Genomic DNA, 26,131 nt, shown 5'->3' with positions numbered 1-26,131 from the left:
TCGATGCCTTGGGAATGCGACGATAGAGAGGGGAATCAGTACCAAAGTAGTAGATCGTGCCGTGCGTCGCGGTCTCAGCGCTACCCATTGGTCTGATTGCATTCAGTGCCGGATGGGTTAGTGTGGGGTGCATCTTCCAGAATAATAAAAACAGGCTTACCAATGAGCCCGAACCTGAGTCTCCTGCGTAAATTCGTTTCCCCTGAAATCATCTTTGGCGCCGGCTGCCGGCACAACGTAGGCAACTACGCCAAGACCTTTGGCGCGCGCAAGGTGCTGGTGGTGAGCGATCCCGGCGTGGTTGCTGTCGGCTGGGTGGCCGATGTCGAGGCCAGCCTGCAAGCCATCGGCATCGACTACTGCCTGTACACCGCCGTTTCTCCAAACCCCCGGGTTGAAGAGGTGATGCTCGGCGCCGAGGTCTACCGTGAGAACCATTGCGACGTGATCGTCGCCGTCGGCGGCGGCAGCCCGATGGACTGCGGCAAGGCCATCGGCATCGTGGTCGCCCATGGCTGCAGCATCCTCGAATTCGAAGGCGTCGACACCATCCGCGTGCCGAGCCCGCCGCTGATCCTGATCCCGACCACCGCGGGCTCCTCGGCGGATGTCTCGCAGTTCGTGATCATTTCCAACCAGCAGGAGCGCATGAAGTTCTCCATCGTCAGCAAGGCGGTGGTGCCCGATGTATCACTGATCGACCCGGAAACCACGGCGAGCATGGACCCGTTTCTCTCGGCCTGTACCGGCATCGATGCGCTGGTGCATGCCATCGAGGCCTTCGTGTCCACCGGCCACGGCCCGCTGACCGATCCCCACGCGCTGGAAGCCATGCGTCTGATCAATGGCAATCTGGTACAGATGATCGCCAACCCCAGCGACATCGCCCTGCGGGAGAAAATCATGCTGGGCAGCATGCAGGCCGGGCTGGCGTTTTCCAATGCGATCCTCGGCGCGGTGCATGCCATGTCCCACAGCCTTGGCGGCTTTCTCGACCTGCCCCATGGCCTGTGCAACGCAGTGTTGGTGGAACATGTGGTGGCGTTCAATTACAGCGCGGCACCGGAGCGTTTCAAGGTGATTGCCGAGACCTTCGGCATTGATTGCCGGGGCCTCAACCACCGGCAGATCTGCGGGCGGCTGGTGGACCATTTGATCGCCTTGAAGCATGCGATCGGCTTCCATGAAACCCTCGGCCTGCATGGGATTCGAGTGGCGGACATTCCCTTTCTGTCGCAGCACGCCATGCACGACCCGTGCATCCTCACCAACCCGCGCGAATCCAGCCAGCGTGACGTTGAGGTCGTCTATGGCGAAGCTCTCTGACGATCAGCAACGGGCACTCGCGGGGCTGCTGGGGCTGGGCAACCAGTCGGCGCGCAAGAGCCATTACCCCGAACTGACCGCGCGCCTCGATGAGCTGGAGGCCGAGCGCAAACGCTACATCCGCCTCAACGATGAATTGGAACAGCGGGTCGCGGCGCGTACCGATGAGTTGCTGGAAGCCAACCGCAACCTGCAACAGCAAATCGCCCAGCGCGAGAAGATCGAGCAGGACCTGCGCGATGCCCGGGATGCCGCACAGGCCGCCAACCGCAGCAAGGACAAATACCTTGCCGCCGCCAGTCATGACCTGCTGCAACCCCTCAACGCCGCGCGCTTGCTGATCTCCACCCTGCGCGAGCGCAACTTGCCCAGCGTCGAACACGTGTTGGTGGAGCGCACCCACCAGGCCTTGGAAGGCGCCGAGGATTTGCTCACCGACTTGCTGGATATTTCGCGACTCGATCAAGCGGCGGTCAAGCCGGACATCGCCCTGTACCGTCTCGACGAACTGTTTGCACCGCTGGTCTCGGAGTTCCAGTCGGTAGCCGCGGCGTCCGGGCTGAACCTGCGGGCGCATACAGGCCGTTACGCAATCAACACCGACCTGCGGCTGGTGACGCGGATCCTGCGCAACTTCCTCAGCAACGCCTGCCGCTACACGAGCGCGGGCTGCATCCTGCTGGGCGCCCGCCGCCGGGGTGAGCGGTTGCGCCTGGAGGTGTGGGACACCGGGCGTGGAATTGCGGCGGACCGTCTGCACTCCATCTTCCTGGAGTTCAATCAACTGGACGTGGGCCGCGCCGCCGACCGCAAGGGTGTGGGACTGGGGTTGGCGATTGTCGAGCGCATCGCCGAGGTCCTCGGTTATCCGGTGGCGGTGCGTTCGTGGCCGGGGCGCGGTTCGATGTTCAGCATCGAAGTCCCCATCAGCGAGGACATGCCGCTGCCCATCAGCGTCGTGGCCGCGCAACCGAGCACCGGCAACCCGCTGCCGGGCCGCCGCCTGCTGGTACTGGATAACGAAGTCAGCATCCTCGACAGCATGAGCGCGCTGCTTGGGCAGTGGGGCTGCGAGGTGGTCACTGCTACCGATCAGGCCGGCGCAATGGTTGCGTTGCAGGGCAGGGCACCGGAGCTGATTCTCGCGGACTATCACCTGGACCATGGCGTGGTGGGCTGTGAGGTAGTGCGCCAGTTGCGCGAGCATTTTGGCCGCAGGATTCCGGCAGTGATTATCACCGCCGACCGCACCGACCAATGCCGCCGTGCACTGCAGCGGCTTGACGTGCCATTGCTGAACAAACCGGTCAAGCCCGGCAAGTTGCGGGCGGTGTTGACCCAGTTATTGGCTTAGCCACTTCTTGATACCCGTCAACACCGGGCGTGACGCTTTGCCTCATGCTGCGGGCCTGATTTAAAGGCCGACGGAGACCCCCATGAGTGCCCCCGCAACAACTGCTGCTTCATTCAAGTTGCCCCTGGGCCTGGTGGCCGGCGTACTGGTGATGGTCGGCGTGCTGCTGTTGCCGCTGCCGGCCGATTTGCCGGTAGCCGGGCACCGGATGCTGGCGATCCTCGCGTTTGCGGTGGTGGTGTGGATCACCGAAGCGGTCTCCTATGAGGCCAGCGCGATCATGATCACGTCGTTGATGGCGTTTTTGCTCGGCACCGCGCCGTCGCTGCAAGACCCCACGCACCTGATCGGCTCCAGCCCGGCGATCAGCATGGCGTTGACGGGGTTTTCCAACCCGGCATTGGCGTTGGTGGCGGGTGCACTGTTTATCGCGGCAGCCATGACCCATACCGGACTGGACCGGCGCATCGCGTTGGTCACCTTGACCCGCGTGGGTACCAGCACCCGGGGGATTCTCGTCGGGGCAATTGCCGTGACCATCCTCCTCAGCCTGGTGGTGCCCAGCGCGACGGCCCGCAGTGCGTGTGTGGTGCCGATCATGATGGGGGTGATTGCGGCGTTTGGCGTGGACAAACGCTCCAATATCGCAGCGGGGATCATGATCGTCGTGGCTCAGGGCACGAGCATCTGGAACGTCGGGATTCAGACGGCGGCAGCGCAGAACCTGCTGACGGTTGGCTTTATGGACAAGATGCTGGGGCAGCGAGTGTCGTGGATCGACTGGTTGATCGCTGGGGCGCCGTGGGCGGTGATCATGTCGGCGGTGTTGTTGTTTTTGGTGTTGAAGCTGCTGCCGCCGGAGAGTGACAGTATTCCCGGGGGCAAGGAGGCGGTGGCGCAATCGCTGGTGGATATCGGGCCGATGACGGGGCCGCAGAAGCGGTTGCTGACGGTGTCGGTATTACTGCTGCTGGCGTGGGCGACCGAGGGACGACTGCACAGCTTTGATACGACTTCGACGACCTACGCCGGGTTGGTGTTTTTGCTGATGCCGGGGATTGGGGTGATGACCTGGAAAGATGTGCAGTCGCGGATTCCGTGGGGCACGGTGATTGTGTTTGGTGTGGGTATCAGCCTGGGTACGGCGTTGCTGACGACCCAGGCGGGGCAGTGGCTGGGGGCGCAGGTGGTCGCGCATACCGGGTTGGATCAGGTGGGGCCGTTGGGGGTGTTTGCGATTCTGGGGGCGTTTTTGATTGTGATTCATTTGGGGTTTGCCAGTGCCACGGCGTTGACCTCGGCGTTGTTGCCGATTTTGATTGCGGTGTTGCAGACGTTGCCCGGGGAGTTCAGTCGGCTGGGGATGACGATGTTGCTGGGGTTTGTGATGAGCTACGGGTTTATCCTGCCCATCAATGCTCCGCAGAACATGGTGTGTTTGGGGACCGGGACGTTTACTGCTCGGCAGTTTGCCAAGGTTGGGATTTTGGTGACGCTGGTGGGGTATGGGTTGATGTTGGTGTTTGCTGCTACGTATTGGAGTTGGTTGGGGTGGGTTTGAAGTGATTGCTGTAGGTGCTGATTAACTCGCTTGTAGCCCTTTTCTGAAAATCCATTTTTACCGTCTGATTTTCTGCAAGTTAAGCCACTCCCGATTTTATATTTCGAGCTCTTCTTTTGGAGCAGGAATCAGGGAATGGCGACGGCTTACATCAACCAACGGCTGATTGACTACGACAGCTTGAAACGAAGGGTTCTAAACGGCGCTTCGCCGATTGCGCAGAGCAAATTCGATGCCCTCAATGTCCATCTGCCCGGTCCGTTTGTGAGGCCGGGGTATATGATTATTGTGCCCGGTAACACCCTCAATGAAAGCACCGCCGACGAGGCTTGGCTAATGAGCCAGGCCGAAGCCATCAGTCGGGTGCTGGACCGCGACCCCGAGGCGGGAGAGGCGGTGGTCAATGACTATGATTTGTTACAGAGCGTGCTGGGCTACAGCTCCTTGGGAATTGGCAGCGCAACCTCTACCTGGAGTACGCACTTGAATGAGGTCACGCGCACCCTGGATGAAATCGAGCAGGCGTATGGCCGTTTGAAGCAGGGCACCGTGGATAGAGAGGAGTTTTTCAAACAGCGTGAAGTACTGCTGAAAAAACTTAACGTTCAACTTCACGGGGCGGCAAGGTTTGGCACGGGATTGCGCAGTCACGGTTCGTTGAGACGGATTCTAGGCATATCCACCAAGAGCTTTTTGCACAAGAGGGAAATCAAGGGGTACGCGCAGCGCATCGAACGGATTACCGCTATCTCCCGGCATTTGCGCAAGGGAACGTATATCGGATTGATGTTGGATTTGAGTGCCGCGGGTTTGCAGGTGAAAGAGGCGTGCGCTTCGGGAAGGGAGGATGAGTGTCGCAAGGCGCAGTTTGTTGAGGCCGGGAAGTTGATTGGGGGCGTCTCAGGAGCGGCGTCTTTTGGTGCGGTCGGGGCACGTGCCGCGAGTGTCGCCTGCAACGTTGTGTTGGGTTTTGCTACAAAGGGGAAAGAAAAACTCATTTGCTCGGTGATTGGTGGGGCCGCAGGTGGATACGCGGGCGGAACTGTCTTAGGCGGGTATGGTGCTGAGTGGGGCGAGGCTCTGTATGTAGGTGATGATCCTTGGATATAGCCATGTATAAACTTATTACCTCCACGTTGGTTCTTGAGTCAGTCGCCGTCGCGAGCCTGATGACTTATGCCAATTATATGAAGCTCGATGAGTTGGAACGTTACTTTATTAAAAACGAAGCCGTTCAGCAGAATAAGCGCTATTGGCCTGGAAAAATGCCCTACGACAAAATGATGCGGATGGTCTTGATTTCAAACCTGTTGACGATGCCGAGGAGATACATAAGAAACGGCGAAATAACAGAGGAAGAATATAACTCCATCCCGCGTAACCTCAAACGCTGGGCCACATGGCCAGGTTATTTGGGGCTTCAATTGGTCGTGTGCGCAGGCCTGTGGTACTGCCTGAAACCTTAGGCCTATGTTCTAACGGCGCATCATCCCGCGCCGTTTTGACATCCCGACATGGCAAGATGAACGTTGCTCAGGTTTACTAGTCCCTGAGTAAGCGTTTTGCCGACTTTGCACGTCGGTTCATCAAGGCCACCGAATGGACAAATACACCCCCCACACCTGGCAGCCCCACGAACGCCCGAGCCTGCCGGGCTCGCCGTCGACGCCGTTGCATTCCACCCGCAAACGCTGGGCCTACGCCCTCGTCGGCGTACTCGTGGCAATCACCGGTGGCCTCGGCAACTCGCTGGTGATCGCCAACCTTGTGTACCTCCAGGGCGCCCTGGGCGCGACGACGGCCGAGATGGCCTGGCTCCCCGCCGCCTACGTCATGACCAACGTCTCCATGAACCTGCTGCTGGTAAAATTCCGCCAGCAATTCGGCCTGCGTGCGTTCACCGAAGTGTTCCTGGTGCTCTACGCCCTGGTCACCTTCGGCCACCTGTTCGTCAACGACCTCAGCTCGGCCATCGCCGTACGCGCCGCCCACGGCATGGTCGGCGCCGCCCTCAGCTCCCTGGGCCTGTACTACATGATCCAGGCCTTCCCCGCAAAATGGCGGATGAAAGCCCTGGTGCTCGGCCTCGGCACTGCGCAACTGGCATTACCCCTGGCCCGATTGTTTTCCGAAGACCTGCTGCAAATCGCCGAATGGCGTGGCCTGTACCTGTTCGAACTGGGCATGGCGCTGACCTGCCTGGGCTGCGTATTCCTGCTCAAGCTGCCCCCGGGCGACCGCTTCAAGACCTTCGAAAAACTCGACTTCCTGACCTTCGCCATCCTCGCCACCGGCGTCGCCTTGCTCTGCGCGGTGCTGTCCCTGGGCCGTATCGACTGGTGGCTAGAAGCCCCATGGATTGGCGTGGCATCGGCCTGTTCGCTGGTGCTGATCATGGCCGGCCTGGCCATCGAACATAACCGCTCCAACCCGTTGCTGATGACCCGCTGGCTGGGCAGCGGGGTGATGATTCGCCTGGCGCTGGCGGTGGTCCTGATTCGCATGGTGCTTTCGGAGCAGTCCACCGGCGCCGTCGGCTTCATGCAGATGCTCAACATGAGCAACGAGCAGATGCGCACGCTGTACTGGGTGATGCTGGCGGGGGCGATTGCCGGCCTGGCCGTCAGCGCGTTGACCATCAACCCGGCGCATCTGCTGATGCCATTGATCATCTCCCTGGCCTTCATGGCCACAGGTTCAGTGATGGACAGTTTTTCCAGCAACCTCACGCGCCCGCAAAACATGTACATCAGCCAGTTCCTGCTAGGCTTTGGCGGCACGTTCTTTCTTGGGCCGACCATGGTTTTAGGCACGAAAAACGTGCTGACCAATCCCAGGAACCTGGTGAGTTTCTCGGTGCTGTTCGGGATTTGCCAGAACCTCGGCGGGCTGATTGGCGCGGCGTTGCTCGGCACGTTCCAGATCGTGCGGGAGAAATTCCATTCCAGCATGATCGTCGAACACCTGACCCTGCTCGACCCGCGTGTGGCCGCACGGGTAGCCAGCGGGGGCTCGGCCTATGGCGGGGTGATCGCCGACCCTGAGTTGCGCAACCTCATGGGTATTCGCAGCCTGGCTACGGCGGCCACCCGTGAGGCGAATGTGATGGCCTATAACGATGTGTTCATGCTGATCGCGATCATCGCCATACTCACCATGATCTGGATTTTTATCCGCAGCCTCTGGCTGATAAGTACCACTAAAGCTGCCGCCAGTGCAGCGCCTCCCGTTCAACCCAGCGGCGCACTTTCTTCATGACCGAACCGACGACGACCACCACCAACGCCATCGCTTCCACGCCGGAAGGCACCGCACCGCCGAGCATGCCGGCTACCGAACCGCGCTCCTTGCGGGTGCGCATCATCTCCTCCATGGGCTTTGCCGCAATTGCGATTATCGGCGTGCTGATCGTGCTTTATGCCTGGCAGTTGCCGCCCTTCAGCAGCGCCGTGGAAACCACCGAGAACGCCCTGGTGCGTGGCCAGGTGACGATCATCGGGCCACAGCTCAGTGGCTACGTGTATGAAGTACCGGTGACGGACTTCCAGTACGTCAAGGCCGGGGATTTGCTGGTGCGCCTCGATGACCGCATCTACAAGCAGCGCCTCGACCAAGCCCTGGCGCAACTGGCGGTGCAGCAGGCGTCCCTGGCCAATGTGGTGCAGCAGCGCAACAGTGCCGAGGCGACCATCAAGCTGCGTCAGGCTGCCTTGGCTGACAGCCAGGCCCAGGCGCGCAAGAGCACCGCTGACCTGCGCCGCAACGAAGCGTTGATCAGCGACGGTTCGGTGTCCAAGCGCGAGCTGGACGTGACCCGTGCGGCCAATGCGCAAACCATCGCAGCCGTGGCCCAGGCTCAGGCCAGCCTGGAAATCGCCCGGCAGGATTTGCAGACGGTGATCGTCAATCGCGGTTCGCTGGAGGCGGCGGTGGCCAATGCCGATGCGGCGGTGGAACTGGCGCGTATCGACCTGTCGAACACCCGGATCATCGCCCCGCGTGACGGGCAACTGGGGCAGATAGGCGTGCGCCTTGGGGCCTACGTCAACAGCGGCGCGCAGTTGATGGCGCTGGTGCCGAACCAGCTGTGGGTGATTGCCAACATGAAAGAAACCCAGATGGACAACGTGCAGGTCGGCCAGCCAGTGACCTTTACCGTGGATGCCCTGGACCATCGCAAGTTTCACGGCACGGTGCAGCGTATTTCACCAGCGACCGGCTCGGAGTTCAGCCTGTTGCAGGCGGATAACGCCACCGGCAACTTTGTGAAGATCGCCCAGCGGGTGCCGGTGCGGATCACCGTCGACCCGGGGCAGGAGCAGAGTGAGCGGCTGCGGCCGGGGTTGTCGGTGGTGGTGAGTATCGACACGGCGGGGCGCCTCAAAAACACCCCGCCCTAAGCCACAATGGAGATCAAAATGTGGGAGCGGGCTTGCTCGCGAATGCGGAGTGTCAGTCGCAGATGTGTTGACTGATCCAGCGCATTCGCGAGCAAGCCCGCTCCCACATTGGTTTTGTGTTGCTAGAGGGGGTTGTATTGCAGGCTGAAGCCGAGTTCGGCTGATTCGCCTTGCTCTAGCAGCTTCAACCCCGGCTTGCCCGGCAGGTGATGGGCATTCACCGGATGACTCACCGGCTCGAAGCAGAAAAAATCCAGCCCCGGCGGGCAATACAGCAGGAAGTAGTTGCTGCCGGTGGCCTGGCATTCCAGGGTGTAGCCCAAGTCTGGCTGCTGGATGACGCAGCGCCCATACCACGGGCAAAAACCGTTATCCACCAGTGCCTCAGGCAACGATTTGAGCTGCTGAAAATCCCACTCGGCGGGTACGGCAGCCAGCCCCGTCGGCAATTTCGATGCATCACTCATCCACACCTGGCCAGCCTTGGCCTGCAACTGTGTGCCGGGCCTGCGCGGCAGATACGGATGCAATCCCAGTCCATGCCACGCCGCTTTTTCCGCCAGATGCGTGACCCGCAAGGTGATGCTTAACCTGCCGTTCTTCAACTGAACCCTTTGCTCGGCGCGATACGCGAAGGGTGTGCTGCTGTCCAGTTGCAGCACCACCTCATCCTCCGACTGGCTGACCACGTGCCACGCCTGCTGCCAGGCGCTGCCATGAATCGGCAGCGGGTCCAGCGGGCTGTTGGGATCAAGCGCTAGCCAGCCCGAGGGATTATCGAAGCCTCCCTCGGCAATCCGGTTCGACCAGGGCGCCAGCGGGAAACACCCCAGCTTGCCCGGTAGGCCGCTGGCCAACGCCCGTTGATCGGTGTGGCGCAGCAAGGGCTGGCCGCTGCTGCGCACGGTCCAGTTGACGATACTCCCACCGAACGCTGGCGAGAGCGTCAGGTGGGTCAGGTTGTCTTCGAGTTCAAGCATCATGAGTGTCAGCAGACCTATTGGATGATGAATGCTTCTGTGGCAGGGGTGCTGTTGTGGCGAGGGAGCTTGCTCCCGCTGGGCTGCGTAGCGGCCCCAAAAAAGCGGGAGCGCTTCGCACTCCAGCGGGAGCAAGCTCCCTCGCCACAACAGCTCCCTCGCTACACACAGTGTGGGGCTTATAGCACCAACCCCGGCAACCACAACGACAACGCCGGAATGTAGGTCACCGCCATCAGCACCAGAAACAGTACGCCATAAAACGGCAGCAATGCCTTGACGGTCTTCTCGATACTGACCTTGCCCACCGCCGCCCCCACAAACAGCACCGCGCCCACGGGCGGGGTGATCAGGCCGATCCCGAGGTTCACCAGCATGATCATGCCGAAGTGCACCGGGTCGACGCCGATGCCCAGCACTACCGGCAACAGGATCGGCGTGAGGATTAAAATCAGCGGCGCCATGTCCATCACCGTGCCCAGCAACAGCAACATGGCGTTGATGCACATCAGGATCACATAGCGGTTGTCCGACAGGGTCAGGAACATCGTGGTGATCTTCGCCGGGATCTGCATCAGGGTCATGATGTAGCCGAAGCTGGCGGCGAACGCGATCAGGATCATCACGATGGAAATGGTGCGCACCGTGCGGTGCATCAGCTTGGGCAACTCGCTCCATTTGTAGTCGCGGTAGATGAACATGGTCACGAAGAACGCCCACAACACGGCAATCGCCGCCGACTCGGTGGCGGTGAAGATGCCCGACAGAATCCCGCCAAGAATGATCACCATGGCCATCAGGCCCCACAGGGCGTCGGCGCAGATTTTCAGTGCCTGTTTCAGGGGAATCACTTCGCCTTTGGGGTAGTTGCGCTTTTTCGCGAAGATCAGGCACAGCACCATCAGGCAGGCGCTCATCAGCAGGCCCGGGACCACGCCGGCCATGAACAGCGAGGCGATGGACACGGTACCGCCGGCCGCCAGGGAGTAGAGCACCGAGTTGTGGCTGGGAGGCGTCAGCAACGCCTGCACCGAGCCGCTCACGGTGACGGCGGTGGCGAATTCACGGGGATAGCCCTGGCGTTCCATTTCCGGAATCAGCACCGAACCGACGGAGGCCGTATCAGCCACCGACGAGCCGGAGATCGCCCCAAAAAACGTCGAGGCCATGATGTTCACCAGGGACAAGCCGCCGCGTACAAAGCCCACCAGCACCCCGGCAAACGCCACCAGCCGCCGGGACATGCCGCCCTCGGCCATGATCGCCCCGGCCAGTACAAAGAACGGAATCGCCATCAACGAAAACTTGTTCACCCCGCCAGCCACCTGAATCATCAAGGCTTGGAACGGAATGTCGATCCACCACGCGCCGATCAGCGCAGAAAGCCCCAGGGCGTAAGCCACCGGCATGCCAATCAGGATCAAGGCGATAAAGCTGCCCAACAGAATCAATGCGTCCATTCAGGCAGCCCCTTCACTTTCTTCAACCAGGTCGAAGCGTACGACCCGACGGTTGCTCTGGTCGCCCAGCAAGAGTTTTTCCAGCACAAAAATCAGCGTCAGCAAGCCGCCAATCGGGATCGGCATGTAGGTGATGCCCACCCGCAAGGTCGGCATGGCGCTCATGAACTGGTTCCAGGTGGACAGGCACAATTTGCTGCCCCAGATCGTCATGAACAGGCAGATGGTGCCCATCAGCAATTGCGAGATGATGCCGACGATTTGGCGCTGGCCAGGGGGCAGGCGGTCGGTGACCATGGCCACCGACATATGCGCCCCGGCGCGGTAACTGGCGGCGGCGCCGACAAAGGTGAACACCAGCATCAACAGGATGGCGGTGGGCTCCGGCCAGCTGGAGCCGGTGCCGAGGACGTAGCGGGCGAAGATGCCCCAGGGGATGATCAGCGCGACGCCGAGAACGGCGAGGCCGGCGACCCAGATGCAGCTCATGTAAATGCGGTCGTTGATGCGCAGCAGTAAATTCTTCATGGCGTTCACCGTGACCGGGCGCGTCGATATCGACCGCGCCGGGCCTTTTCTATGAGAGGCGGGTGGGTTACTCGACGGCTTCGATGCGCTTGATCAGGTCGGCGTATGGGGCGCCGTACTTGTCGCGGATCGAAGCGGTGGCCTCATAGAACGGTTTCTTGTCGATGTCGATGAACTCCACACCGGCGGCCTTGAGTTTGGCTTCACTGCTGGCGGACTTGGCGTCCCACAGCTCGCGCTCCTGGATCTGCGCGGCCTTGGCGGTGTTTTTTACCAGCACCTGTTGCTCGGGGGTGAGCTTGTTCCAGGTGATTTTCGACATCACGATGGGTTCGGGCAGGATCAGGTGGCCGGTCAGGCTGTAGAACTTGGCGTTCTGGTAGTGATTGTGTTCCAGCAGGGTGGGCGGGTTGTTTTCCGCGCCGTCGATCACCCCGGTCTGCAGGGCGCTGAAGATCTCGCCGGTGTCCATGGCAATGCCGTTGCCGCCCATGGCGTTGATGGTTTCGATGAAGATCGGGTTGCCCTGCACGCGGATCTTCATGCCCTTGAGGTCTTCGATCTTGCGCACCGGTTTCTTGGTGTAGATGTTGCGCGTGCCGCCGTCCATCCAGGCCAGGGCCACCAGGTTGAATTCGGAGTCGGTGATTTTGGCGAGGATTTCATCGCCGATCTCGCCGTCGATCACCTTGCGCATATGCACCTGGTCGCGGAACACGAACGGCATGTTGAACACGTTCACGTCCGGCACCACCGGCCCGACGATGCCGAGGCTGACCCGGGCCATCTGGATCGCGCCGACCTGGGCTTGTTCGACCACTTCCTTTTCCGAGCCAAGCACGCCGCCGGGGAACATCTTGAAGGTCAGGCCGCCGTTGCTTTCGGCGACCAGGGTTTTACCCAGTTGTTCTTCGGCGACGACGGTGGGGTAGCCGGCGGGGTGGATGTCGGCGAATTTGATTTCCAGCGCGTGGGCGGCGCTGCCGAGGGTAAACACGAACGGGAGTGCAGCGGCGAGCAAGGTGCGTTTGAAGTCCATGGGGTGTCTCTCCAGTCTTGTTATTGTTTTGTTCAAGGCACAGCGATGCAGCTAGAGGATGAACTGCGGTTCGGGCATTCCCTGTACGCCAGGGTTCAGGGCGAAGACGCCGCCGGCGAGGGAGTGCGGGCTGTGGTCGTCGCGGATCGAGGTGACGAACAAAGTGTCCAGGCGGCTGCCACCGAAGGCGCACATGGTGGGTTTTTTTACCGGTATGGCCAGTGAACGGTCGAGGAGACCGTCGGGGGTAAACCGGTGGATCAGCCCGGCATCGTTGGCGCAGATCCAGTAGCCGCCGTCGACGTCCACGGCAGCACCGTCAGGGCGGCCAAGGAACTTGTGCATGTCGACAAACAGCCGGCGGTTGGACGGCGTGCCGCTGTCGATGTCGTAGTCGAAGGCCCAGACCTGCTGGATCAGCGGGTGTGAGTCCGAGAGGTACATCGTGCGCCCGTCGGGGCTGAAAGCCAGGCCGTTGGGGGTGATGAAACCGTTGAGTGCGGTGTGAACAGGCTGACCTGTTTCATAGCGGTATAGTGCCCCGTCGACGGCATTCGCGCCCATATTCAGCACCATGCTGCCGGCCCAGAACCGGCCCTGGCGATCACAGCGGCCATCGTTCAGGCGCATATCCGGGCGGGCGTGCTCGACGCTGGCCAATGGCGTGGTGTCGAGGCTGCCATCGCTGTGGGGCGTCAGCTGGAAAAAGCCGGTTTCCATGCCCGCGACCCAATTGCCCGCGCGGGTGCGCGCCATGCAGGCGAGCATCTGCGGGGCTTTCCAGGCATGTACATGGCCGCTGGCGGCACTCCAACGTTGCAGGCCGCCGTTGGGAATATCCACCCAGTACAGGGCATTTTCCTCAGGCACCCACACCGGGCATTCACCCACTGTGTTGCGGGCGTCGACAATCAGTTCTGCTTGCATGGCCACTCATTCCCTTGGGTTGGTCTGTGGTCAGTCACCGAATGGGCCGGCGGCACAAAACGCGCCGCCCTGGTACACCCGCGCCGGGTCGTCGATGGCGGGCAGCGGCTGGGCTTCCACCCGTTTGCGGAACACTTCGGAGGTGTCTCGCGGGGTGAAACCCAGGTGCGCGGCGAAGCGGTTGTCCCACCAGACGTCGAGGTTATTCGACATGCCGTAGACCACGGTGTGGCCGACATTCGGTGTGTACAGCGCACGCTCGAGCAGTTGGGTCAGGTCGTCGAAGCTCAACCAGGTGTGCATCATCCGGCGGTTCTGCGGTTCCGGGAACGAGGAGCCGATGCGGATGCTGACGGTTTCGATGCCATAGCGATCGAAGTAGAAACTGGCCATGTCCTCGCCGTAGGATTTGGACAGACCGTAGTAACTGTCCGGACGGCGCGGGGAGTGGGCGTCGAGGGCTTCGTCCTGCTTGTAGAAGCCGATGACGTGGTTGGAGCTGGCGAAGATGACGCGCTTGACCCCATGGCGGCGGGCAGCTTCGTAGATGTGGAAGATCCCGCAGATGTTTGCGCCCAGCACTTCCTCGAACGAGCGTTCCACCGATACGCCGCCGAAATGCAGGATCGCATCGACGCCTTCCACCAATTGGTGCACGGCCTGTTTGTCGGAAAGATCGCAAGGCAGCACTTCTTCGCCGTTGTCAGCGGCCGGGGCCATGTCGGCTATATCCGACAGGCGCAGTACCTTGGCGTAAGGGCGCAGGCGTTCACGCAAGACTTTGCCCAGGCCACCGGCGGCGCCAGTGAGCAGCAAGCGGTTGAACGGGGTAGGGGCTGTTGTGGTGGTCATGGTGGTCCCGTTATTGTTGTAGGTTGTCGTATGACTAATCCGAAGTATCGTTAGGCTTTCCTACACTTGTCAACGCGCTATTGGTCGAAGTTGATAGAGGGGCATCGCTGTCCTGTGGCGAGGGAGCTTGCTCCCGCTGGAGTGCGAAGCGCTCCCAAGATTTTGGGGCCGCTGCGCAGCCCAGCGGGAGCAAGCTCCCTCGCCACAAAAGCCTTTCCTGTTGTTTGTAAACCGCTATAACAACGACAGCGGGTAACTGATGAATATCCGGTTTTCATCAAACTCGTTGGTACTGAAATCCCGGCGCATTGTTGCGTTGCGCCAGCGCACATTCAGGTCCCGCAGTGGACCGCTTTGTACCGTGTAGGCCAGTTCCGACTCGCGCCCCCACTCCTTGCCATTGGTGATCGCCCCGGTGTGCACGTTATCGCCGCTGATATAGCGGTTCATCATGGTCAGGCCGGGGATGCCCAGCACCACGAAGTTGAAGTCGTGCCGCACCTGCCAGGATTTTTCCTTGGCGTTGTCGTAGCTGGCGTTGTAGCTGTCGTTGGCCAAGGTGCCGCCGCTGGTGCCGTTGACCCGCATCCAGGCGCTGTCACCGGTGAGTTTCTGCAGGCCGATATAGAAGCTGTTGCCTTTGTATTTGGCCGAGAGCAGGGCGAACGCGGTTTTGTTGTCGAGGTCACCGGCCAGGGCCTTGCCGTCTTCCTTGCCGGTGAAGAACCCGAGATTGGCGCCCAGGGTCCAGTCGCCCACGGGCTGGCTGTGTGTCAGGTTGAAATACTGCTGATGGTAGATATCGCTGAGTTCGGCGTACCACACGCCCACTTGGGTGCGCTTGTCGTTGAAGGTGTATTCGCCGCCGCCGAAGTTGAAGCGGTCCGAGGTGAATGCGGCTTTGCCGTTGAGAAACATGTCATCCATGCTCGCGTCGTTGCGCGGACTGTTGCCGCGGAACTGGCCGCCATACAAGGTCAGGCCGGCGATTTCGCTGGAGGTGACCTGGCCACCACGGAAGGTCTGCGGCAGGGAGCGGCCGTCATCCGAGCGCAGGATCGGCAGCACCGGCATCCATTCGCCGACTTTCAATTCGGTGTTCGACAGTTTGGTTTTCAGCGCCACGCCCAGACGCCCGAAATTGTCGGCGGGGCGGCCATCGCTGCGGGTCGGCAGCAATTGGGTGCCGGAGGTGCCTTTGCCACCGTCGAGCTTTTGCGAATACAGCCCGAGCACGTCCAGGCCGAAACCGACGGTGCCTTGGGTGAAGCCGGACCGGGCATCAAGGATGAAGTTTTGCGTCCACTCCTCGGCCTTGCCCTGGGGATAAGCGGGGTTGGTGAAGTTGCGGTTGAAGTAAGCATTACGCAGGTTAAGCGTGGCTTTGGCGTCGTCGATGAAGCCCTCTGCCGAGGCGGTGACGGGGAGGGCGAAGGCCAGGCTGCTCAAGCCGATGGCGGCAAAACGGGCGGTGCAGGAGAAATGGCGGACGTGTTGGCTCACAGTGACGCTCCGTTGTCTTTTTGTTGTTTTTATTTTTTTGTTATACGTTGTCGTACAACATTGGGGCGATATTTGCGAGGTTTTAGGGGCTTGTCAATCGAAAGTTATACGATAACCCCTTGTGTGAAGGGAGCCACTGGAGGAGGGATTATCCTGCTGCAACCATGGGCGGCAAGGTGCCAAGCAGCGAAACGGCGGCCACCGCTGAAATACCTAGTAACCATTCCATCGTCACGCTGGCCTTCAACGCAGGCAACCGCTGCTCACAGTTGTGAATCCGCAGGCGGTTCAACAGTGCCAGGGCGAGCATGCCGAATACCAGCAACACCTTGATCAGCAGGATCAGGGCGAACCCGCTGAACAATGGCGTGGGCCAGAACTGCCCGGTGAGCACTCGCACGTTGATCAGGCCGGTCACCAGCAGCCCCGTCACCAGGCCATAACCGATGCCACTGAAGCGCTTGAGGATCGGTTCCAATGGATAGCGGGGCGATTGCCTGAGGATCAACACCAGCATCAGCAATCCGCCCAGCCAGGCACCGACACACACCAGGTGCACCACCTGATTTAGGATCAGCAGTTGCCCGGCCAGGCCATTGAGCATGGCGCCATGGCCCACCGGTGCCAGCGTCGCCAGCAGTAGCGCACAGAGCGGCAGGCGCAACGCCTTCCACGGCGTCATTAAGCCGAGCACCAGCAGTACGTTCAGCACCAGGTGCCAGGTCCAGACCTGGCCGAAGAAGGTTTTACCCAGCACCAACTGCACCGTCGACAGCTCCAGCGCGCCCAGCCCGACACCGGCCATGCTCGCGCTGATCAACAGCAACCACGCCACCCCCGACACCAATGCCAGCCACGCCAAGCCTTGGGTGATGCGCGACAGGTGTCGGTCCAGCACCGGTTGCGGCCCTGCTCCCAGCAACCTGGGCCTGAACACACAGGCCCCGAACATCAACAACACCACGATGAAATGCAGGAAGCGGCACAGCACCAGCAGGGTAGCCATGAATTATTGGCCGACCTTGAAGCTGTATTCACCGTTGCTCTTGTGGGTATCAACCGAGACCGCGTTCCACACCACTTTGTAGTTACCGGCGGCCAATGGAGCGGCCGGAGTCACCACCAATACTTTTTTGTCGGCGTCCGGGGTTTCCAGGCCCTTGATCGCGACTTCGGTGCCGTCCTTGCTCAGGGAAACCTTGGTGAAGGTCGCTTCAACGCCTTCGGAGAACGTCAGGCGCAGGTCCTTGGGCGCGGCGACGCTACTGTCGGCGGCAGGCTCCGAGCTTTTCAGGTGGGCGTGGGCAAAGGCGGCCGAGGCGCCCAGCAGGGAGGCGAGCAGGGCGACGGTGGTGAGGGTTTTCTTGATCAACATTGTTCAATACCTTCAGGTGAGAGTCAGTTGTTCGGCAGAGCCGCAAGCACCGGGTCGTCGCACGCGTCTCGCAGTCGAATCGTCATGAAGATGATCCTTCGAGGGGATGGCGATGCTAACCAATCCGCTATCCACGGGGAAGGTTCTTGTACGAAGTTTCACAGTGGCGTGTCGCCGCGATCTAGAGCGGATGGTAGTCTTGAAGTCATGTTGTTGTCAGGGAGCCCTTATGGGCAATCACAAGATCGGTATTCGTCGGGTCAACGTCGAAAAGATTCTGCTGGCGGCTGAAAAGGTCTTCGCCGAGAAGGGCTATGGCAGCACTGCCATGGCCGACATCGCCGAAGAAGTGCAACTGCCGCGCTCCAACCTGCATTACTACTTCAGCACCAAGAGCGAGCTGTACAGCGCGGTGTTGTTCGACCTGCTGGAAGTGTGGAAGCAGGACGCCTTGTGCTTCGAGATGTTCGACGACCCGCGGGTGGTGCTCAGCAGCTACATCCGCGCCAAGATGCAACATTCCCGCAGCCGGCCCTATGGTTCCAAGGTCTGGGCCAACGAAATCATCCACGGCGCACCGACCCTGGGTGAGGCGCTGGACGTGAGCCTGTACGACTGGGCCAAGATGAAGGAAGCGAAGATTCGCCAGTGGGTGGAAGACAAGCGGATCTTGCCGGTGGAACCGTCGAGCCTGCTGTATATGATCTGGGCGTCGACCCAGCACTATGCCGACTTTGATCATCAGGTGAAGATCCTGAATGATCATCAGCCGTTGTCGGACATGCAGTTTGAACGGGCAGTGCAGACGGTGACGAGTGTGATCTTGCGGGGGATTGGGTTGGAGCCTTGAGCGCCTACCCATACGCGAGTTATCCCCCCCCCGTAGCAGCTGTCGAGCCTAGGCGAGGCTGCGTCGGGCGCGCCACGATTCAAGACTGAGTCGCGCCCTACGCAGCCTCGCCTAGGCTCGACAGCTGCTACGCGCGGGGGGAGGTAGGGCGTCTGTTTGGAAGGTTATACCGCTTCCCGGTAGGGATTCCTCGGATCCTGCGTCCAGTTCAAAAACGGCTTCCCAGTCTCCACCGGCACCATCTCGATACACTCCGCCACCGGGCAAGTAATCTGGCACAGGTTGCATCCCACGCATTCATCATCGATCACCTCGTACTTATGCGTCCCATCCGCCTGCTTCAAGCTGGCAATCGCCTGGTGTGAGGTGTCCTCGCAAGCAATATGGCAACGCCCACAGCCAATACACGCCTCCTGGTCAATCTTGGCGATCACCTGGTAATTGATATCCAGGTACTTCCAATCCGTCGTATTGCCCACCGCTCGCCCGGAAAATTCCTGCAGGCTGCTGTAGCCCTGGCTGTCCATCCACCGCGACAGCCCGTCCTTCATCTCTTCGACAATCCGAAACCCATGCAGCATTGCCGCCGTGCACACCTGCACCGCGCCGCAGCCCAGCGCAACGAATTCCGCTGCATCGCGCCAATTGCCAATCCCGCCAATGCCGCAGATCGGCAAGCCCTGTGTCTGTGGATCCCGGGCGATCTCCGCCACCATGTTCAACGCAATCGGCTTCACCGCCGAGCCGCAGTAACCACCGTGAGTGCTTTGGGTGCCCACCATCGGCAGGGCGACCATACGCTCCAGGTCGACACTGGTGATGGAGTTGATGGTGTTGATCAGCGACACCGCATCCGCGCCGCCGCGATACGCCGCCCGCGCCGCCACGCGAATGTCGGTGATATTTGGCGTGAGCTTGACGATCACCGGCAGCGAGCAATAGGTCTTGCACCAGCGTGTCACCTGTTCCACGTACTCCGGCACCTGGCCCACCGCCGCGCCCATGCCGCGTTCCGGCATGCCGTGGGGGCAGCCGAAGTTCAGCTCGATGCCGTCGCAGCCGGTGGCTTCCACCAGCGGCAGGATGTTTTTCCACGACTCTTCAACACAGGGCACCATCAGCGACACGATCAGTGCGCGGTCCGGCCAGTCCTTTTTCACCTGGGTGATTTCCCGCAGGTTGATCTCCAGGGAGCGGTCGGTAATCAGCTCGATATTGTTAATGCCGAGCACTTCACGGTTGGCGCCAAAGTGTGCCGAGTAGCGCGATGAGACGTTGACCGCGGCCGGGTCTTCGCCGAGGGTTTTCCAGACCACGCCGCCCCAGCCTGCTTCAAAGGCGCGGACCACGTTGTAGGCCTTGTCGGTAGGCGGCGCGGAGGCCAGCCAGAACGGATTGGGGGCTTTGATGCCGGCGAATACAATCGAGAGATCGGCCATTACGCAGCCTCCACATTCAGCATGAGTTGGGCGTGCATGGCTTCCGCGGCCAGCTTGCCGTGTTGCACGGCCTGGACGGTGAGGTCCTGGCCGAGGCTGACGCAATCACCGCCGGCATACACACCCGGGATGCTGGTGCGCAGCTGTTCGTTGACGAAGATGCGATCGCCCTGGCGTTGCAACTGGTGGGCCAGCGGGTCGTGCAGCGCCGCGTCGTCGAAGCCTTGGCCGATAGCCTTGAAGATCGCGTCGGCGGCCAGTTCGAAGGTTTCACCGGTGGCCTGCAGGCGGCCATCGACCATGCGGGTGCGGGCGAAACGCATGCCGCGCACATGGCCCTGATCATCGAGCAACACTTCCTCCGGTTGAGCCCACGTCAAAAGGCGTACCTGGTTGGCCTTGGCGATATCTTGCTCGTGGCCGGTGGCGCCCATTTCAGTCAGGCCACGGCGGTACACCAGGTTGACGTCACGGGCACCGAGGCGGGCCATTTGCACGGCCATGTCGATGGCCGTGTTGCCGGCGCCGAGGACAATGCAGCGGTCGGCCAGGGGCAGTTGGCTGAGGTCATCGGCCTGGCGCAGTTCACGGATGTAGTCGGTGGCGGCGAGCAGGCCGGGGGCGTCCTCGTGAGGCAGGCCGAGCTGTTTGCTGGCGGCCAGGCCGAGGCCGAGGAACACCGCATCGAACTGCTGGTGCAGCTCGCTCAAGGTCAGGTTGTCGCCGAGGCGCTGGCCATGACGGATTTCGATGCCGCCAATTTGCAGGAGGAAATCCAGTTCCTTTTGCGCGAAGTCATCCACCAGCTTGTACTTGGCGATCCCGTATTCATTCAGGCCGCCGGCTTTTTCCCGGGCTTCGAAAATCACCACGTCATGGCCGTGCAAGGCGCTGCGATGGGCGCAGGACAATCCCGCAGGCCCGGCGCCGACCACCGCGATGCGTTTGCCAGTGGGTGCGGCGCGCTGGAACGGGTGTTCGCTGAAGTGTGCGTTGTCCACCGCGTAACGCTGCAACAGGCCGATCAGCACCGGGGCGCATTCTTCGGCGTTGTTGCGCACGCAGGCTTGCTGGCAGAGGATTTCTGTCGGGCAGACCCGGGCGCAACTGCCGCCGAGGATATTCGCCGAAAGGATCTTCTGCGCGGCGCCCTGGACGTTTTCGGTGTGGATATTGCGGATGAACGACGGGATATCGATCTCGCTGGGGCACGCGTTAACGCACGGCGCGTCGTAGCAGTAGAGGCAGCGCGACGCTTCCAGTTGGGCTTGCCGGGCGTTGAGCGGCGGCGCCAGGTCGGTGAAATGCGCGGCGAGTGCCGCCGCATCTTCATGGGGGTGTGGAAGATGGTTCAGGGTCTGGATCACGGTATTGGCCTCACGGTTTTGGAGGTGCTGCCTCTGGTGGGCAGTGGTTTTTTTGTTGCCTGTACCGGCCTCATCGCGAGCAAGCCCGCTCCCACATTCGACTGCATTTATCCTGTTGGAATGGGGGCGAATGTGGGAGCGGGCTTGCTCGCGAATGGCGGCCTCAGCGTTTCACAGCAACCGGCCTGGAACGCTCCGCCCGCTTGCTCAACTGCTCAAACACCAGCGGATACGCCGGCCGTTCGATATACCGCCCCGCACCACGCTCGGCGCGCAAATCCCCATCTGCCCAGACCAGCTTGCCCTGGCTGATGGTATGGCTCGGCACGCCGCGCACGGTCTTGCCTTCGAAGATGTTGAAGTCGACTTTCTGGTGGTGAGTCTTCGCGGAAATGGTCCGTGTGCCTTGCGGGTCCCACAGCACCAGGTCAGCATCGGCACCCACGCGGATTGCACCTTTGCGCGGGTACAGGTTGAAGATCTTCGCGGTGTTGGTAGAGGTCAGCGCAACGAACTCCTGCATCGACAACCGCCCGGTGTTCACGCCCTCGTCCCACAACAGCGCCATGCGGTCTTCGATACCGGCGGTGCCATTGGGGATCTTGCTGAAGTCATCGCGCCCGGCGGCCTTTTGCTCGGCGCAGAAGCAGCAATGGTCGGTGGCGGTGGTGTGCAGGTTGCCCGATTGCAGGCCATGCCACAGTGCCTCCTGATGCCCGCGTGGGCGGAAGGGCGGGCTCATCACGTAGCCGGCGGCGGTCTGCCAGTCGGGGTGTTGATACACGTTGTCGTCCAGTAGCAGATGCCCCGCCAACACTTCGCCGTATACCGGCTGGCCCTTGCTGCGGGCGTAGGTGATTTCATCCAGCGCTTCCTGGGTGGACACGTGCACCAGGTACAGCGGCGTACCGATGGTTTCGGCAATCCGGATCGCCCGACTGGCCGCTTCGCCTTCCACTTGCGAAGGCCGCGACAGCGGGTGCGCTTCAGGCCCGGTAATGCCCTGGGCCATCAGCTTGCGTTGCAAGTGGTACACCAGTTCGCCGTTTTCGGCATGCACCGTCGGCACCGCGCCCAGTTCCAGGCAGCGTTCGAAGCTCGCTACCAGGGTGTCGTCAGCGGCCATGATCGCGTTTTTGTACGCCATGAAATGCTTGAAGCTGTTGATGCCGTGATGGCTGACCAGCTCGGCCATTTCCTCGCGGACCTGCTCGCTCCACCAGGTAATCGCGACGTGAAAGCCGTAGTCGGACGCCGACTTCTCGGCCCAGCCGCGCCACTGGTGGAAGGCTTCCAACAGGGATTGCTGCGGGTTGGGAATCACGAAGTCGATGATCGACGTGGTGCCGCCCGCCAACCCGGCGGCCGTGCCACTGAAAAAGTCTTCACTGGCCACGGTGCCCATGAAGGGCAGTTGCATATGGGTATGGGGATCGATGCCGCCGGGCATCAGGTATTGACCGCTGCCATCGAGTATCTCGGTGCCGGCGGGAATATCCAGATCAGTGCCAATGGCGCGAATTAGACCGTCTGCGCATAAAACATCGGCTCGATAACTTTCATCATGGGTAATAACGGTAGCGCCACGGATCAACAGCGACATGTCGAGTTCCTCACAGGCTTGACCGGCTTGTGCCAGTTCTAAGTGTTGTAATGCATCGCACCGCTGGAGATTTAATTCCTGTCAGCGGTGACAGGAATAGAAATTAGCCCGAGTTTTTCGAATGAGCAAGAATATTTTTCATAAGCTTATATCTGTATTAAATGATTGATTTAAAACGATAAAAAAACAAAATCACCAAAATGTAGCGGCCTCTCACCATTTTGACGCACTTGACAGGTTCCCAATATGAGCAACATTTCTTATTGCAAATCAGACGCTTGAGACATGCCTCTTGACGGGGCCGGTAAATAAAAATAATTGTGTTGCACCAGATTGAGTCCTGATGGTTCGGACAACTTCTGCGTTATTTGGCCTGAGTAACGCTGAAAGTAACGAGGGGCTCTTCGGTCGAGACAATAAAGCTGATAAACATCAGCGAGTTATATAAGCGGTGCGGGAAGGGCAACGGTTTACGGCACGGTTATTGAGTGCGGTGGCGGTTGGCCGGGTCCCGGATGTCATGTTGTCAACGAGGTACTCCGGCCATCCCGTGCACGTCACGGGGTGAGCAAAAATAATTCGAAAAAACCGTGGAGCGGCCATGCAACAGAACAGATCGCAAGTCATTGAGCGCAACGGCCTGTACGAACTCGACGCCGGCCCCGACGTCCTCGACAGCCCGCGCTACAACCACGACATGGCACCGACCAAGGTGCACGAACGAACCTGGAACAAGTGGCACATTACCGCGCTGTGGATCGGCATGTCGGTGTGCGTGCCGACCTACACCCTGGGTGGCGTGCTCACCGCGTACTTCGGGTTGTCGGTGGGCGAGGCGCTGATGGCGATCCTGCTGGCCAATATCGTGGTGTTGATCCCGCTGACCCTCAACGCCTTCCCCGGTACCAAGTACGGTATTCCGTTCCCGGTGTTGCTGCGCTCGTCCTTCGGCGTACTTGGCTCCAACGTGCCGTGCCTGATTCGCGCCCTGGTGGCGTGCGGCTGGTTCGGCATCCAGACGATGTTTGGCGGGTTGGCGATTCACCTGTTCCTGGGCTCGATTTTCGAGGGTTGGAAGTCCCTCGGCGGCACCGGTGAAGTGATCGGCTTCATGATCTTCTGGACGCTGAACCTGTGGGTGGTATTGCGCGGCGCCGAGTCGATCAAATGGCTGGAAACCCTGTCTGCTCCGCTGCTGGTAGCGGTGGGAATCGGGCTGCTGGTGTGGGCGCTGCCGAATGTCTCGCTGACCGAGTTGATGGCGATCCCGCCCAAGCGTCCCGAAGGCGCGAGCCTCACCGGCTACTTCATGGCAGGCCTGACGGCGATGGTGGGTTTCTGGGCCACATTGTCGTTGAACATCCCCGACTTCAGCCGCTACGCCAAGAGCCAGAAAGACCAGATACTCGGGCAGATTTTCGGCCTGCCGCTGACCATGTTCCTGTTCGCCGCCCTCGGCGTGATCATGACCGCTGCCTCGGTGAAACTGGTGGGCGTCAGCGTCTCCGACCCGGTGACCCTGATCGGCCATATCCAGAGCCCGGTGTGGGTAGCCGTGGCCATGGCGCTGATCATCATCGCCACCTTGTCCACCAACACCGCGGCGAACATCGTGTCGCCCACCAACGACTTCCAGAACATCGCGCCCAAGCTGATCAACCGCACCACGGCGGTGGTCCTTACCGGCTTGGTGGGCCTGGCGCTGATGGCCCATGAACTGCTGAAAAAGCTCGGGCTGATCATCTCCGACGTGAGCCTGGAAACCGTCTACTCCAACTGGCTGCTGGGTTACTCAAGCCTGCTGGGGCCGATTGCCGGGATCATGGTGGTGGACTATTTCATCATCAAGAAACAGCAACTGGACCTTGCCGGCTTGTACCGCGATGACGTGTACCCGGCGTGGAACTGGCATGGCTTCCTGGCGTTTGGCGTGCCGGTGGTACTGACGCTGTTGTCCCTGGGCAGCGACGCGTTCAGCTGGTTCTACAGCTATGGCTGGTTCACCGGTTCGGCACTCGGCGGGTTGCTGTATTACGCCCTGTGCATGAAGCGCGGGGCTCGCGTGGTCGCCGTGAAAACACCGCTTTAATCGACATGGAATGCAATCAAATGTGGGAGCGGGCTTGCTCGCGAAGGCGGTGGTTCAGTTAACACATCTGGCGACTGACACACCGTTTTCGCGAGCAAGCCCGCTCCCACATTTTGATCGCAGTCCGCCAGTGAGAGCCTGGTCAAATTCATAAGAACTACTGCCTGAGGAGATCCCCATGAACGCTGCCATAGACGTTCTGCAATCCGCCCATCAGCACATCAACCGCGATCGCCTGTGGCTGTCCCTGATGGAACTCGCCAAGCTCGGCGCCACCCCCAAGGGCGGCGTCTGCCGCCTGGCCCTGACCGACCTCGATCGCCAGGCCCGCGATCTGTTTGTGAAGTGGTGCGAGGAGGCGGGCTGTACCGTGACCATCGATGGCGTCGGCAATATCTTCGCCCGCCGGCCGGGACGCAATCCCAAGTTGCCGCCGGTGATGACCGGCAGCCATATCGACACCCAACCCACCGGCGGCAAGTTTGATGGTTGTTTTGGGGTATTGGCGGGAGTGGAAGTGCTGCGAACCCTCAATGACCTGAAAGTGGAAACCGAAGCGCCGCTGGAAGTGGTGGTGTGGACCAACGAAGAAGGCTCGCGTTTTCCGCCATGCATGATGGGGTCCGGGGTGTTTGCCGAGAAATTCACCCTGGCCGATACGCTGGCCAAGACGGATGCCGACGGGGTGACCGTGGGCGATGCGCTGAATGCTATTGGTTATGCCGGATCACGTCCCGTGAGCGGGCATAAGGTGGGCGCGTATTTCGAAGCGCACATCGAACAAGGCCCGATTCTTGAGGATGAAAAGAAAACCATCGGCGTGGTGCTGGGCGCCCTTGGCCAGAAATGGTTCGACCTGAAATTGCGCGGAGTTGAGGCGCACGCCGGCCCAACGCCCATGCACCTGCGCAAAGACGCATTGGTAGGTGCCGCTGCTGTGGTCGCCGCCGTCAATGCGGCTGCGTTGGGTCATCAGCCTCACGCCTGTGGCACCGTCGGTTGCCTGCAAGCGTATCCCGGTTCACGCAACGTCATTCCAGGCGAAGTGCGTATGACCCTGGACTTCCGTCATCTGGAACCGGCGCGACTGGATTCGATGATCGCCCAGGTGCGCAAGGTGATCGACGAAACCTGCGCCAAGCACGGCCTGACGTTCGAGATGACACCCACGGCTGACTTCCCGCCGCTGTATTTCGACAAGGGCTGCGTGGATGCTGTGCGTGATGCGGCCAATGGTCTGGGCCTGTCGAACATGGACATTGTGAGCGGGGCAGGGCATGACGCGATTTTCGTCGCGGAGCTGGGACCGGCGGGGATGATCTTTGTGCCATGTGAAGGAGGCATCAGCCACAACGAAATCGAGAATGCCGCACCGGATGATCTGGCGGCGGGGTGTGCGGTGTTGCTGAGGGCGATGGTGGCGGCGTCGGTGGCGATTGCCAGCGGCAAACTGGCTGCATAAATCACTGACCCTAGAA

The 26,131-nt window shown here is 60.8% G+C and carries 22 protein-coding genes; 10 read left to right on the top strand and 12 right to left on the bottom strand.

The features are described 5' to 3' along the window. The first annotated feature begins 162 nt into the window (after positions 1-162). From ercA to ACA046_RS22180, 7 genes are all read left to right on the top strand, one after another. Positions 163-1,326 carry an alcohol dehydrogenase-like regulatory protein ErcA gene (gene ercA, locus ACA046_RS22210; protein WP_318303714.1) on the top strand — a complete coding sequence of 388 codons (1,164 nt, stop codon included), beginning with the start codon at positions 163-165 and terminating at the stop codon, positions 1,324-1,326. Next, entirely contained in the window at positions 1,310-2,680 is a 1,371-nt protein-coding gene (locus tag ACA046_RS22205; protein WP_497674977.1) for an ATP-binding response regulator, read from the top strand. The genes ercA and ACA046_RS22205 overlap by 17 nt, the downstream gene beginning before the upstream one ends. Before the next feature lie 82 nt (positions 2,681-2,762). Further along, positions 2,763-4,241 (top strand): DASS family sodium-coupled anion symporter, encoded by a 1,479-nt coding sequence (locus ACA046_RS22200; protein WP_167663072.1) that lies wholly within the window; start codon positions 2,763-2,765, stop codon positions 4,239-4,241. A gap of 135 nt (positions 4,242-4,376) precedes the next feature. Continuing rightward, positions 4,377-5,351, top strand: coding sequence for a hypothetical protein (locus ACA046_RS22195; protein WP_459022466.1), 975 nt, complete (start codon positions 4,377-4,379; stop codon positions 5,349-5,351). Between the two features lie 2 nt (positions 5,352-5,353). Then, positions 5,354-5,707, top strand: coding sequence for an SPRY domain-containing protein (locus ACA046_RS22190; RefSeq protein ID WP_459022464.1), 354 nt, complete (start codon positions 5,354-5,356; stop codon positions 5,705-5,707). A gap of 133 nt (positions 5,708-5,840) precedes the next feature. Then, on the top strand, positions 5,841-7,499 hold the full coding sequence (locus tag ACA046_RS22185) for an MFS transporter (RefSeq protein ID WP_497674976.1): 1,659 nt from the start codon (positions 5,841-5,843) through the stop codon (positions 7,497-7,499). Continuing rightward, a complete protein-coding gene (locus ACA046_RS22180) occupies positions 7,496-8,641 on the top strand; it encodes an HlyD family secretion protein (RefSeq protein ID WP_497674975.1) in 1,146 nt (381 codons plus the stop codon). The genes ACA046_RS22185 and ACA046_RS22180 overlap by 4 nt, the downstream gene beginning before the upstream one ends. Before the next feature lie 122 nt (positions 8,642-8,763). Here the strand turns inward: ACA046_RS22180 and ACA046_RS22175 are convergent, their stop codons facing one another. From ACA046_RS22175 to copC, 9 genes are all read right to left on the bottom strand, one after another. Next, on the bottom strand, positions 8,764-9,624 hold the full coding sequence (locus ACA046_RS22175) for an aldose 1-epimerase (protein WP_497674974.1): 861 nt from the start codon (positions 9,622-9,624) through the stop codon (positions 8,764-8,766). Positions 9,625-9,800: 176 nt separating this feature from the next. Continuing rightward, a complete protein-coding gene (locus ACA046_RS22170) occupies positions 9,801-11,081 on the bottom strand; it encodes a TRAP transporter large permease (RefSeq protein ID WP_010166793.1) in 1,281 nt (426 codons plus the stop codon). Next, positions 11,082-11,609 (bottom strand): TRAP transporter small permease, encoded by a 528-nt coding sequence (locus ACA046_RS22165; protein ID WP_459022453.1) that lies wholly within the window; start codon positions 11,607-11,609, stop codon positions 11,082-11,084. Positions 11,610-11,676: 67 nt separating this feature from the next. Further along, positions 11,677-12,648: a TRAP transporter substrate-binding protein gene (locus ACA046_RS22160; protein ID WP_258346908.1), complete on the bottom strand. Its 972-nt coding sequence runs from the start codon at positions 12,646-12,648 to the stop codon at positions 11,677-11,679. A gap of 51 nt (positions 12,649-12,699) precedes the next feature. After that, entirely contained in the window at positions 12,700-13,575 is an 876-nt protein-coding gene (locus ACA046_RS22155) for an SMP-30/gluconolactonase/LRE family protein (protein WP_497674973.1), read from the bottom strand. Positions 13,576-13,605: 30 nt separating this feature from the next. Beyond that, entirely contained in the window at positions 13,606-14,427 is an 822-nt protein-coding gene (locus tag ACA046_RS22150; RefSeq protein WP_459022447.1) for an NAD-dependent epimerase/dehydratase family protein, read from the bottom strand. 234 nt (positions 14,428-14,661) lie between these two features. After that, on the bottom strand, positions 14,662-15,930 hold the full coding sequence (locus ACA046_RS22145; protein WP_459022445.1) for an OprD family porin: 1,269 nt from the start codon (positions 15,928-15,930) through the stop codon (positions 14,662-14,664). Between the two features lie 148 nt (positions 15,931-16,078). After that, positions 16,079-16,936, bottom strand: coding sequence for a copper homeostasis membrane protein CopD (gene copD, locus ACA046_RS22140; RefSeq protein WP_497674972.1), 858 nt, complete (start codon positions 16,934-16,936; stop codon positions 16,079-16,081). A 3-nt stretch (positions 16,937-16,939) separates the two neighbouring features. Continuing rightward, entirely contained in the window at positions 16,940-17,305 is a 366-nt protein-coding gene (gene copC / locus ACA046_RS22135) for a copper homeostasis periplasmic binding protein CopC (RefSeq protein ID WP_076014252.1), read from the bottom strand. 229 nt (positions 17,306-17,534) lie between these two features. Here copC and ACA046_RS22130 point away from each other — a divergent pair, with 229 nt between their 5' ends. Further along, the gene (locus ACA046_RS22130) at positions 17,535-18,155 is read left to right on the top strand and encodes a TetR/AcrR family transcriptional regulator (protein ID WP_003207828.1); all 621 of its coding nucleotides are present in this window, start codon (positions 17,535-17,537) and stop codon (positions 18,153-18,155) included. Between the two features lie 164 nt (positions 18,156-18,319). Here ACA046_RS22130 and preA read toward each other — a convergent pair whose 3' ends face one another. The 3 genes from preA to hydA form a co-directional block, all read right to left on the bottom strand. Further along, entirely contained in the window at positions 18,320-19,594 is a 1,275-nt protein-coding gene (gene preA, locus ACA046_RS22125) for an NAD-dependent dihydropyrimidine dehydrogenase subunit PreA (RefSeq protein WP_459022440.1), read from the bottom strand. After that, positions 19,594-20,961, bottom strand: a complete 1,368-nt coding sequence (locus ACA046_RS22120) for an NAD(P)-dependent oxidoreductase (RefSeq protein WP_497674971.1) — start codon at positions 20,959-20,961, stop codon at positions 19,594-19,596. Before ACA046_RS22120 ends, preA begins: the two co-directional genes overlap by 1 nt. 163 nt (positions 20,962-21,124) lie before the next feature. Beyond that, positions 21,125-22,564, bottom strand: a complete 1,440-nt coding sequence (gene hydA, locus ACA046_RS22115; RefSeq protein ID WP_497674970.1) for a dihydropyrimidinase — start codon at positions 22,562-22,564, stop codon at positions 21,125-21,127. 601 nt (positions 22,565-23,165) lie between these two features. Between hydA and ACA046_RS22110 the strand changes: the two genes are divergently transcribed. After that, positions 23,166-24,653: an NCS1 family nucleobase:cation symporter-1 gene (locus ACA046_RS22110; protein ID WP_076014248.1), complete on the top strand. Its 1,488-nt coding sequence runs from the start codon at positions 23,166-23,168 to the stop codon at positions 24,651-24,653. Between the two features lie 178 nt (positions 24,654-24,831). Next, positions 24,832-26,115 carry a Zn-dependent hydrolase gene (locus tag ACA046_RS22105; RefSeq protein WP_459022434.1) on the top strand — a complete coding sequence of 428 codons (1,284 nt, stop codon included), beginning with the start codon at positions 24,832-24,834 and terminating at the stop codon, positions 26,113-26,115. Positions 26,116-26,131 lie beyond the last annotated feature (16 nt).

It is taken from the genome of Pseudomonas sp. LBUM1641, assembly GCF_059716235.1.
This window is presented reverse-complemented; position numbering and strand designations above follow the sequence as displayed.

Excerpts from the sequence above, each read along its gene's own strand:
- ercA (WP_318303714.1), top strand. The coding sequence starts at position 163 with ATGAGCCCGAACCTGAGTCTCCTGCGTAAATTCGTTTCCCCTGAAATC.
- ACA046_RS22205 (WP_497674977.1), top strand. The coding sequence starts at position 1,310 with ATGGCGAAGCTCTCTGACGATCAGCAACGGGCACTCGCGGGGCTGCTG.
- ACA046_RS22200 (WP_167663072.1), top strand. The coding sequence starts at position 2,763 with ATGAGTGCCCCCGCAACAACTGCTGCTTCATTCAAGTTGCCCCTGGGC.
- ACA046_RS22195 (WP_459022466.1), top strand. The coding sequence starts at position 4,377 with ATGGCGACGGCTTACATCAACCAACGGCTGATTGACTACGACAGCTTG.
- ACA046_RS22190 (WP_459022464.1), top strand. The coding sequence starts at position 5,354 with ATGTATAAACTTATTACCTCCACGTTGGTTCTTGAGTCAGTCGCCGTC.
- ACA046_RS22185 (WP_497674976.1), top strand. The coding sequence starts at position 5,841 with ATGGACAAATACACCCCCCACACCTGGCAGCCCCACGAACGCCCGAGC.
- ACA046_RS22180 (WP_497674975.1), top strand. The coding sequence starts at position 7,496 with ATGACCGAACCGACGACGACCACCACCAACGCCATCGCTTCCACGCCG.
- ACA046_RS22175 (WP_497674974.1), bottom strand. The coding sequence starts at position 9,624 with ATGATGCTTGAACTCGAAGACAACCTGACCCACCTGACGCTCTCGCCA.
- ACA046_RS22170 (WP_010166793.1), bottom strand. The coding sequence starts at position 11,081 with ATGGACGCATTGATTCTGTTGGGCAGCTTTATCGCCTTGATCCTGATT.
- ACA046_RS22165 (WP_459022453.1), bottom strand. The coding sequence starts at position 11,609 with ATGAAGAATTTACTGCTGCGCATCAACGACCGCATTTACATGAGCTGC.
- ACA046_RS22160 (WP_258346908.1), bottom strand. The coding sequence starts at position 12,648 with ATGGACTTCAAACGCACCTTGCTCGCCGCTGCACTCCCGTTCGTGTTT.
- ACA046_RS22155 (WP_497674973.1), bottom strand. The coding sequence starts at position 13,575 with ATGCAAGCAGAACTGATTGTCGACGCCCGCAACACAGTGGGTGAATGC.
- ACA046_RS22150 (WP_459022447.1), bottom strand. The coding sequence starts at position 14,427 with ATGACCACCACAACAGCCCCTACCCCGTTCAACCGCTTGCTGCTCACT.
- copD (WP_497674972.1), bottom strand. The coding sequence starts at position 16,936 with ATGGCTACCCTGCTGGTGCTGTGCCGCTTCCTGCATTTCATCGTGGTG.
- copC (WP_076014252.1), bottom strand. The coding sequence starts at position 17,305 with ATGTTGATCAAGAAAACCCTCACCACCGTCGCCCTGCTCGCCTCCCTG.
- ACA046_RS22130 (WP_003207828.1), top strand. The coding sequence starts at position 17,535 with ATGGGCAATCACAAGATCGGTATTCGTCGGGTCAACGTCGAAAAGATT.
- preA (WP_459022440.1), bottom strand. The coding sequence starts at position 19,594 with ATGGCCGATCTCTCGATTGTATTCGCCGGCATCAAAGCCCCCAATCCG.
- hydA (WP_497674970.1), bottom strand. The coding sequence starts at position 22,564 with ATGTCGCTGTTGATCCGTGGCGCTACCGTTATTACCCATGATGAAAGT.
- ACA046_RS22110 (WP_076014248.1), top strand. The coding sequence starts at position 23,166 with ATGCAACAGAACAGATCGCAAGTCATTGAGCGCAACGGCCTGTACGAA.
- ACA046_RS22105 (WP_459022434.1), top strand. The coding sequence starts at position 24,832 with ATGAACGCTGCCATAGACGTTCTGCAATCCGCCCATCAGCACATCAAC.